This window comes from Mesorhizobium sp. (assembly GCF_004962925.1).
Taxonomy (GTDB): domain Bacteria; phylum Pseudomonadota; class Alphaproteobacteria; order Rhizobiales; family Rhizobiaceae; genus Mesorhizobium.
Genome location: NZ_SUEO01000020.1, coordinates 35617 through 43057, shown reverse-complemented (window position 1 = coordinate 43057; position 7441 = coordinate 35617). Strand labels below are relative to the sequence as shown.

6 protein-coding genes and 1 pseudogene are annotated in these 7441 nt (G+C 61.3%); 3 read left to right on the top strand and 4 right to left on the bottom strand.

What is annotated here, in order from left to right; translation table 11 throughout:
- The 3 genes and pseudogenes from E5W87_RS07195 to E5W87_RS07185 form a co-directional block, all read right to left on the bottom strand.
- Positions 1–153, bottom strand: a pseudogene (locus E5W87_RS07195) (cytochrome C556); the annotation flags it as partial.
- Between the two features lie 199 nt (positions 154–352).
- Entirely contained in the window at positions 353–949 is a 597-nt protein-coding gene (locus E5W87_RS07190) for a superoxide dismutase (protein ID WP_292395339.1), read from the bottom strand.
- 106 nt (positions 950–1055) lie between these two features.
- The gene (locus tag E5W87_RS07185; RefSeq protein WP_126040347.1) at positions 1056–1934 is read right to left on the bottom strand and encodes a branched-chain amino acid aminotransferase; all 879 of its coding nucleotides are present in this window, start codon (positions 1932–1934) and stop codon (positions 1056–1058) included.
- A gap of 154 nt (positions 1935–2088) precedes the next feature.
- Between E5W87_RS07185 and E5W87_RS07180 the strand changes: the two genes are divergently transcribed.
- Positions 2089–2751, top strand: a complete 663-nt coding sequence (locus E5W87_RS07180) for a haloacid dehalogenase type II (RefSeq protein ID WP_292395336.1) — start codon at positions 2089–2091, stop codon at positions 2749–2751.
- 270 nt (positions 2752–3021) lie between these two features.
- On the top strand, positions 3022–3846 hold the full coding sequence (locus tag E5W87_RS07175) for a L,D-transpeptidase (RefSeq protein WP_292395334.1): 825 nt from the start codon (positions 3022–3024) through the stop codon (positions 3844–3846).
- A 432-nt stretch (positions 3847–4278) separates the two neighbouring features.
- On the opposite strand, the gene E5W87_RS07170 is transcribed toward E5W87_RS07175, so the two are convergent.
- A complete protein-coding gene (locus E5W87_RS07170; RefSeq protein WP_292395332.1) occupies positions 4279–5817 on the bottom strand; it encodes a helicase HerA-like C-terminal domain-containing protein in 1539 nt (512 codons plus the stop codon).
- A 259-nt stretch (positions 5818–6076) separates the two neighbouring features.
- On the opposite strand from E5W87_RS07170, the gene E5W87_RS07165 reads away from it, so the two are divergent.
- The coding region (locus E5W87_RS07165; RefSeq protein WP_292395329.1) for a methylmalonyl-CoA mutase subunit beta at positions 6077–7441 on the top strand (1365 nt) is incomplete at its 3' end.

Below are 7441 nucleotides of genomic sequence, written 5' to 3'. Positions count from 1 at the left end.
GTCGTAAGGCGCCTCGCCCTTGACCACTTTCGACAGTTGGCCGGCGATCTTTCCACGTTCCTTCATCAGGGCCTGCCGCTCCTGGATCGGATCGGCAGACGCCGCCGAACCGGCGAAGGCAAGCATCGAGATGGCGAGGATAAGCTTTCTCATTCAACTGGCTCCATGGTGAAGACGTTTTCGGGTGAAGGTCGGTACCGATCGATAACGGCAAAGGTGGCTTAAAAATTCCGGAAATTCGCCTCACGCTTGTGTGAATTTTTGCGACAGTCGTTCTTGTGTGTAAATGAGCGACCGATCTCGAGCCAAAAGAAAAGCCCCGTTTCCGGGGCTTTTCTGCAACTCGAACGGCTTACGCCTTTTCGTATGTCTCGAGAACGTAGTCCCAGTTGATGAGACTGTCGACGAAAGCTTCGAGATATTTCGGCCGGGCGTTGCGATAGTCGATGTAATAGGAGTGCTCCCAGACATCGACGCCCAGGATCGGCGTGGCGCCATGGACCAGCGGGTTCTCGCCGTTCGGGGTCTTCGAGATCGCCAGCTTGCCGTCCTTGACCGAAACCCAGGCCCAGCCCGAACCGAACTGAGTGGTTCCCGCGGCGATGAAGTCCGCCTTGAATTTGTCGTAGCCGCCAAGGTCGCTGTCGAACGCCTTTTGCAGCGCGCCCGGCAATTTGTTGCCGCCGCCGCCCTTCTTCATCCACTTCCAGAAATGGATGTGGTTGTAGTGCTGGGCGGCATTGTTGAAGAGTCCGGCATTCTTGCCGAAGGACTGTTTTACAACGTCTTCGACCGACAAATCGCCCATGCCGGCTTCGGCAGCCAGCTTGTTGCCGTTGTCGACATAGGCCTTGTGGTGCTTGTCGTGATGATACTCCAGCGTCTCCTTCGACATGTAAGGCTGCAAGGCCTCGTAGTCATAGGGCAAGGCGGGCAGTTCAAAAGCCATCGGTCGTACTCCTCGTGGAAAAATCCGGTGTCGATACCGGACTAACATAGGTCTGGATTGATGTGGAGCAACTCCGGAATGGAGCGCCGGTTCCCTTTTTAGCCAGTCAGCCGGCCGAAGTCGAATGCGCCCAATCCCAGTAGAGTTCGCGCGCCTTCTTGGCTACAGGCCCGGGCTGGAGATTGCGATCCTCGATGCGGGTGACCGGCACGACTTTCGAATGGTTTCCCGTCGAGAATATCTCATCTGCTTCGAGGAAGTCGCGTACCGACAGCGTCTTCTCGGTGGTCTTGAACCCATACTCGCCAAGTAACGTCATCGTCCGCGAGCGGGTGATGCCGGACAAGAACGTGCCGTTCGGCGCCGGCGTCAGGACATGGCCGTCCTTGACCAGGAAAATGTTCGAGGTTCCGGTCTCGGCGACATTGCCCAGCATGTCCAGCACCAGGGCGTTGTCGAAGCCGCGCATCTTGGCTTCGAGGATGGCACGGCCGTTGTTGGGGTAGAGGCAACCGGCCTTGGCATTGGTCGGCATGGTTTCAATGGTCGGGCGACGGAACGGCGAGACGGTGACCGAAAAGCCCGCTGGCGAGATCATCGGCGATTCGTAGAGGCAAAGGCAGAAACGGGTCGAGGCCGGATCTGCCGGCACGCCCATATAACCACCATGCTCGGCCCAGTACATCGGCCTGATGTAGACCGCCGTCTTACCGTCGAACTTCTTCAGCCCGTCCCAAGTCAGCCCGACGATCTTTTCGGTGCTCATGGATGGTTTGAGACCAAGCGCGATCGCCGAGGCGTTCACCCTCGCGGCGTGGCGGTCAAGGTCGGGGGCGACGCCCTCGAACCAGCGGGCGCCGTCGAACACGCTGGTGCCGAGCCACATGGCATGGCTGCGCGGCCCCAGAATGGCGACGTTGCCTTCGTACCAGTCACCGTCCACGAAGGTCCATGTCGCGGATTGCGCCGCAGTCGCCAGTGTCATCGCTTGGTTCCGTTTCAGAGCTGTCCTGTGTCGCCAATGGAAGATGCTTTGGCGTCTGCCGTCAACGGGCATCGCTGAGATTTGTTGAGGCCAGCGCTATGTGAACTGCAATCTGTGCTTGCGCCTTGCCCTGCCTCGCCGCAAAACTGTCATCATGCACCATGCGGCTTACGTTTTCGACGCCTACGGCACGCTGTTCGACGTGCATGCAGCGGTACGCCGTCATGCCGACCAGATCGGGCCAGACGGCCAGTTGCTTTCGGAGATATGGCGCGCCAAGCAACTGGAATATTCCTGGGTGAGGACGCTGATGGGCGCCTACGCCGATTTCTGGCAACTCACCGAGCAGGCGCTCGATTTCGCCTTGCGCAAGGTTCCTTCCGCAGACAAGGGGCTCAGGGCCAAGCTGCTCGACGCCTATTGGCGGCTCGACTGCTACCCGGAGGTGCCGGCCGTGCTCAAGGCGCTCAAGGCATCGGGTGCGAAATTGGCTATCCTTTCGAACGGCTCGCCTGAAATGCTGGAAGCGGCGGTCAAATCCGCCGCGCTCGACCAGGTTCTGGACGACATCTATTCCGTCGATGCCGTCAGGCGCTTCAAGACCGATCCGTCGGTCTACGACATGATCACGACAGGCTGGCGCCTCTATCCGGGTGCGGTCTCGTTTCAGTCATCCAACCGCTGGGACGTCGCCGGCGCCACCAAATTCGGCTTCCGGACAGTCTGGATCAACCGCTCCAACCAGCCCGAGGAATACCGGGACTTTCCGCCGGCCCTGATCCTGCCCTCGCTCGAAGGCCTGCTGGCCGGAGGCTAGCGCATGACCCCAATCGGTTCCGATTTTTGGAAAGGATCATGCGCAAAGTAAAAGTGCCGCAGCGTCCTTTACGCGTCCAGATGGACGCGCGGCGCTGTAGGCCTGTTGCCTCGGCGCAACAGCGGCGGCGCCGTCACAGCTTTGCCTTTGTTTGTCCACCCTCAGGCCAGAATCGGAACCGCCTATCGCACCGGGGCATTGGTAGGGCTGGCGCCGTACTGATCGGCGTATTCATGTTTTGTTTCGATTTGAGACCTAAAAAAGGCAACCATGTTCACAACCGAAATCGAATCCTATCGCCTGAGCCGTCGCGGCTTTCTCAACGCCGCTGCGCTCGGTGCCGCCTCGATTGCGGTTTCCGCCTGCACCACGGTGGGAGGGCAGCCGGTTGAGCCTCCGCCGCCAGTCAATGTCGAGCCGCCGCTCCTGGACTATGCAACAATGTACGCTCCGGTCAGCGACGATGGGTTCGACCTCCCCGGCATACCGTTCGAGAAAATCGACGAGCAATTTCTGCGTCAGATCGTTCCCGATCCGACCGGCCAACGGCCCGGCACCATCGTCGTCGATACGGCCGGCCACCACCTCTATCTCGTGCGTCCGGGCGGACAAGCCATCCGTTATGGCGTCGGGCTGGGTCGTGCCGGTTTCGAATGGTCGGGCGACGCCGTCGTCCAGTGGAAGCAGAAATGGCCGAAATGGACCCCGCCAGACGAAATGGTTGCCCGGCAGCCCGAGCTCGCAAAATACAGCGCCGACAATGGCGGCATGCCCGGCGGACTCACGAACCCGCTCGGCGCGCGGGCGCTGTATCTCTTCCAGGGCAACCAGGACACGCTTTACCGCCTGCACGGCTCGCCGGAGTGGAACTCCATAGGCAAATCGGTCTCATCTGGCTGCGTTCGCTTGATAAATCAGGACATTATCGATCTCTACGACCGTGTGCCCGGCAAGGCGCCGGTGATCGTTACCTCCGGTGTCGGTCAACCGATAGATGCCCCAGCAAACCGGAAGGCCATTCCGATCGATGACGGCGTGCCGGAAGGATCGATCCTGCTCGGCGCGGCAAGAACAATCTCGGACTCGATCTTCTGAGCTGGTCGAAAGCGCTGGCGGGGCGGACGTTGCCGCTCCGTCAGCTCCGACATCATGCGTCGTACTACTTCGTCCAGAATTTAATCAGGTCTTGGAACACGAGAGCATTTCGCGCCTGGATAAGGCGGCCGCCTTCGCCGATCTTTCCGAGTTCGATCGGGGCGAATCCCAGCACCTCGGCCAAGCTGGCTACTACCGCACTGGCGTCCTGATGCGAGGATGCGTTTCAGTTCGACGGCCGAAGATGCTGTCGAGAAGTGAAGGGAGATTTTCTGTCAAGCTTGCCGCAACCGGGAAAGCTAAGCGAAGCCAGTTGGCCGAGCCCGCAACGCGGACGTGCATACCGGGATTTTCCAGACCCGGCCTTGGCGACCCGACATTTTGTGCCTGAGCATCGGATTTTCCGGTGCCCACTTTTGGGTCCGATGCCCTTTAACGCCCCCTTGCCAGGCTGCCGAGGATGCCGCGCACGATCGCCCGTCCCACGGATGAGCCGACCGAACGGACCACCGATTTGATCGCCGCCTCCGCCACCGTCTGGCGATTGGACGCGCGCCGCGCCGGTGCTCGCCCGGTGGTCTGGGGGGCGGGATCGTCATTGCCAAAGCCTGGAATGGTCCAGCGTGAGCGGCCGCTCTCCTGCTGCTGCGTCTCTGCGTCCAGAGCGTCCTTGGCCTTTTTCTGCAGCATCTCGAAAGCCGATTCGCGATCGATGGTCTGGTCGTACTGCCCCGCAACCGGGCTCTCAGTGACCAGCTTGCGGCGCTCGTCAGGCGTGATCGGACCAAGTCGTGACGATGGCGGGCGAACCAGCGTCCGTTGGACCATCGACGGGACACCCTTCGCTTCCAGCGTCGAGACCAACGCCTCGCCGGTGCCGAGCTGCGTGATCACGGTTGCACAGTCGAAGTCGGGATTGGGCCTGAACGTCTCGGCGGCCGTCCTCACGGCCTTCTGCTCCCGCGGCGTGTAGGCGCGCAGTGCGTGCTGCACCCGGTTGCCGAGCTGGGCCAGAACCGTTTCAGGGATATCCAGCGGATTTTGGGTGACGAAGTAAACGCCGACACCCTTCGAACGGATCAGCCGGACGACTTGTTCGACCCGGTCGATCAGCACCTTCGGCGCGTCGTCAAACAGAAGGTGCGCCTCGTCGAAGAAGAAGACCAGCTTTGGCTTGTCGGGGTCGCCGACTTCAGGCAGTTCCTCGAACAGCTCGGACATCAGCCACAAAAGGAATGTCGCATAGAGCCGGGGATTCGCCATCAGCTTGTCGGCGGCCAGCACGCTGATGGCGCCGCGCCCGTCGCGGGTGGTGCGCATGATGTCGGCGATCCGCAGTGCCGGTTCGCCGAAGAAATTCGTCGCCCCCTGCTGCTCCAGGACCAGCAAGGTGCGCTGGATCGCGCCGACCGAAGGTTTGGTGACATTGCCGTAGCGAGCTCCGATTTCTTGGGCGCGATCGGCAATGTTGGCAAGAAGTGCTTGCAGATCCTTCAAATCCAGCAACAACAGGCCTTCTTCGTCGGCAATACGGAAGGCGATGTTCATGATGCCTTCCTGCGCCTCGGAAAGGTTCATCAGCCGCGACAGAAGCAGCGGACCCATTTCCGAGACGGTGGCGCGGATCGGGTGGCCCTGCTCGCCGAACAGGTCCCAGAAGATGACCGGAAATTCCTGGAAATCATAAGGATCGAGCTTGACCTGCTCGGCGCGCTTGACCAGAAAATCCTGTGCCGTACCCATCATGGCGATACCGGACAGGTCGCCCTTGATGTCGGCGCAGAAGACCGGCACGCCGGCATTGGAGAAACCTTCCGCCAGAATCTGCAAGGTCACGGTCTTGCCGGTGCCGGTCGCACCGGTGACCAGGCCATGACGATTGCCATACTGCAGCAGCAGCTTTTCGGGGCGCTGGTAGCTGTCATCAGGCTTGCGGCTGGCTCCTATGAAAATACTGGTTTCGTCAGCCATATGCCGGGTCTCCGCAAATCTGAAGTGTTGAGCGCTCGTGTATTGAAAGTAACGGGCCTCGCTGCAGGTATAATGAGGCCATTGCACAGGGACAATGGCCATGGTCGAAAATGGGTTTTTTGGAGCTTGCGGATTTTGCGCATGTTTGGCAATCGGTTGACGGTTTACGGTCGCAGGAAGCGTGTTGCATTGTGATCTGAGACGGGGAACCGTAGACTGACGTTCCAGGCCGATGCGGCCGATAAGACGAGGAGAGCGGATGGGCGCCGGTGCCTTGAACCACGATGCCGAACTTCCGAACCCTGACCGGCAGCGGTGGCTGGCCCTTGCGGAAAAAGCCCTGGCCGGCGGATCCTTCGAGGAAAAGCTCGTGTCCCATACGGACGATGCGATCCGCATCGAGCCGCTCTATGATCGTTCGGTCACCGCAGAGCCTCTCGCGCGGGCAAATCCCAGCTCGCCCTGGATCGTCAGCCAGCGTATCGACGATCCGGATATCGGTCGCGCCAAAGCCCAGGCCCTGGAAGACGTCGCACAGGGCGCCACCGGATTGTCGCTTGTCTTCGAAGGCGCGCCGAATGCGTTCGGGTACGGTCTGCCGAGGACTGCCGAGGCGCTGGAGACCGTGCTGGACGGCGTGCCGCTCAATCGCGTCCAGGTCCGCATCGACGCCCATCCCTGGAGCCGCGCCGTGGCCGACTGGCTGGTTGCGTTTTTGAGCAAGCGCCGGTCAGACCCGGCAAAGCTCAACCTTTCATTCGGCATCGATCCGGCGGCGATATTTGCCGGAACCGGCCGGTTGCGCATGTCGATCGAAGCCCTGCAGGCGTCGATGCCGCAATCCCTGGCGCATTTTTTCTCGATGGGCGTGCCTGGCGTACTGCTCGAGGCAGACGGGCGCGTCTTCCACAATGCCGGCGCCACCGAAGCGCAGGAACTGGGCACCATGATGGCTTCGGCGGTCTCCTATCTCCGGATGTTCGAGGAGGCGCGCCAGCCGCTTGTCTACGCTGCTCCCCATATCGGCTTTGCGCTGAGCGTCGACCAGGACCAGTTCGTGTCGATGGCCAAGGTCAGGGCCCTGCGCAGGCTGTGGGCGCGTGTTCAGGAGGCATGCTCGATCTCCGCCTCCACCGCCAACATCCATGCCGAGACGTCCTTCCGCATGATGACTTCGGCGGACCCGGAGACAAATATCCTGCGCACTGCAATCGCCGGTTTCGCCGCGGCAGCCGGCGGCGCGGATTCGATCTCCATCCTGCCGCATACGATAGCGCATGGCCTACCGGCGGGCTTTGCCCGCCGTGTCGCCCGCAATACGCAACTGATCATGGCCAACGAAAGCCATGTCGATCGTGTCGTCGACCCTGCTTGCGGTTCGGGCGCCGTCGAAGCACTGACCGCCGAACTCTGCGAAGCGGCCTGGGAAGAATTCCAGCGGATCGAGGCGGAAGGTGGCGTGCTGGCCAGCCTGCAGCAAGGACATATTCAGGAACGGGTTCAGGCGGCCTCCGCCCGCCGCAATGCCGCCTATCAGTCGGGCGAGCGGGCCATCATCGGCACCACGCTTCACCCGTCGAAGACCGAACGTCCGGTCGAGACGCTGGCGGCAGAGCGGCGGCCC

Coding starts and splice junctions, on each gene's coding strand:
- E5W87_RS07190 (WP_292395339.1), bottom strand. CDS start 949: ATGGCTTTTGAACTGCCCGCCTTGCCCTATGACTACGAGGCCTTGCAG.
- E5W87_RS07185 (WP_126040347.1), bottom strand. CDS start 1,934: ATGACACTGGCGACTGCGGCGCAATCCGCGACATGGACCTTCGTGGAC.
- E5W87_RS07180 (WP_292395336.1), top strand. CDS start 2,089: ATGCACCATGCGGCTTACGTTTTCGACGCCTACGGCACGCTGTTCGAC.
- E5W87_RS07175 (WP_292395334.1), top strand. CDS start 3,022: ATGTTCACAACCGAAATCGAATCCTATCGCCTGAGCCGTCGCGGCTTT.
- E5W87_RS07170 (WP_292395332.1), bottom strand. CDS start 5,817: ATGGCTGACGAAACCAGTATTTTCATAGGAGCCAGCCGCAAGCCTGAT.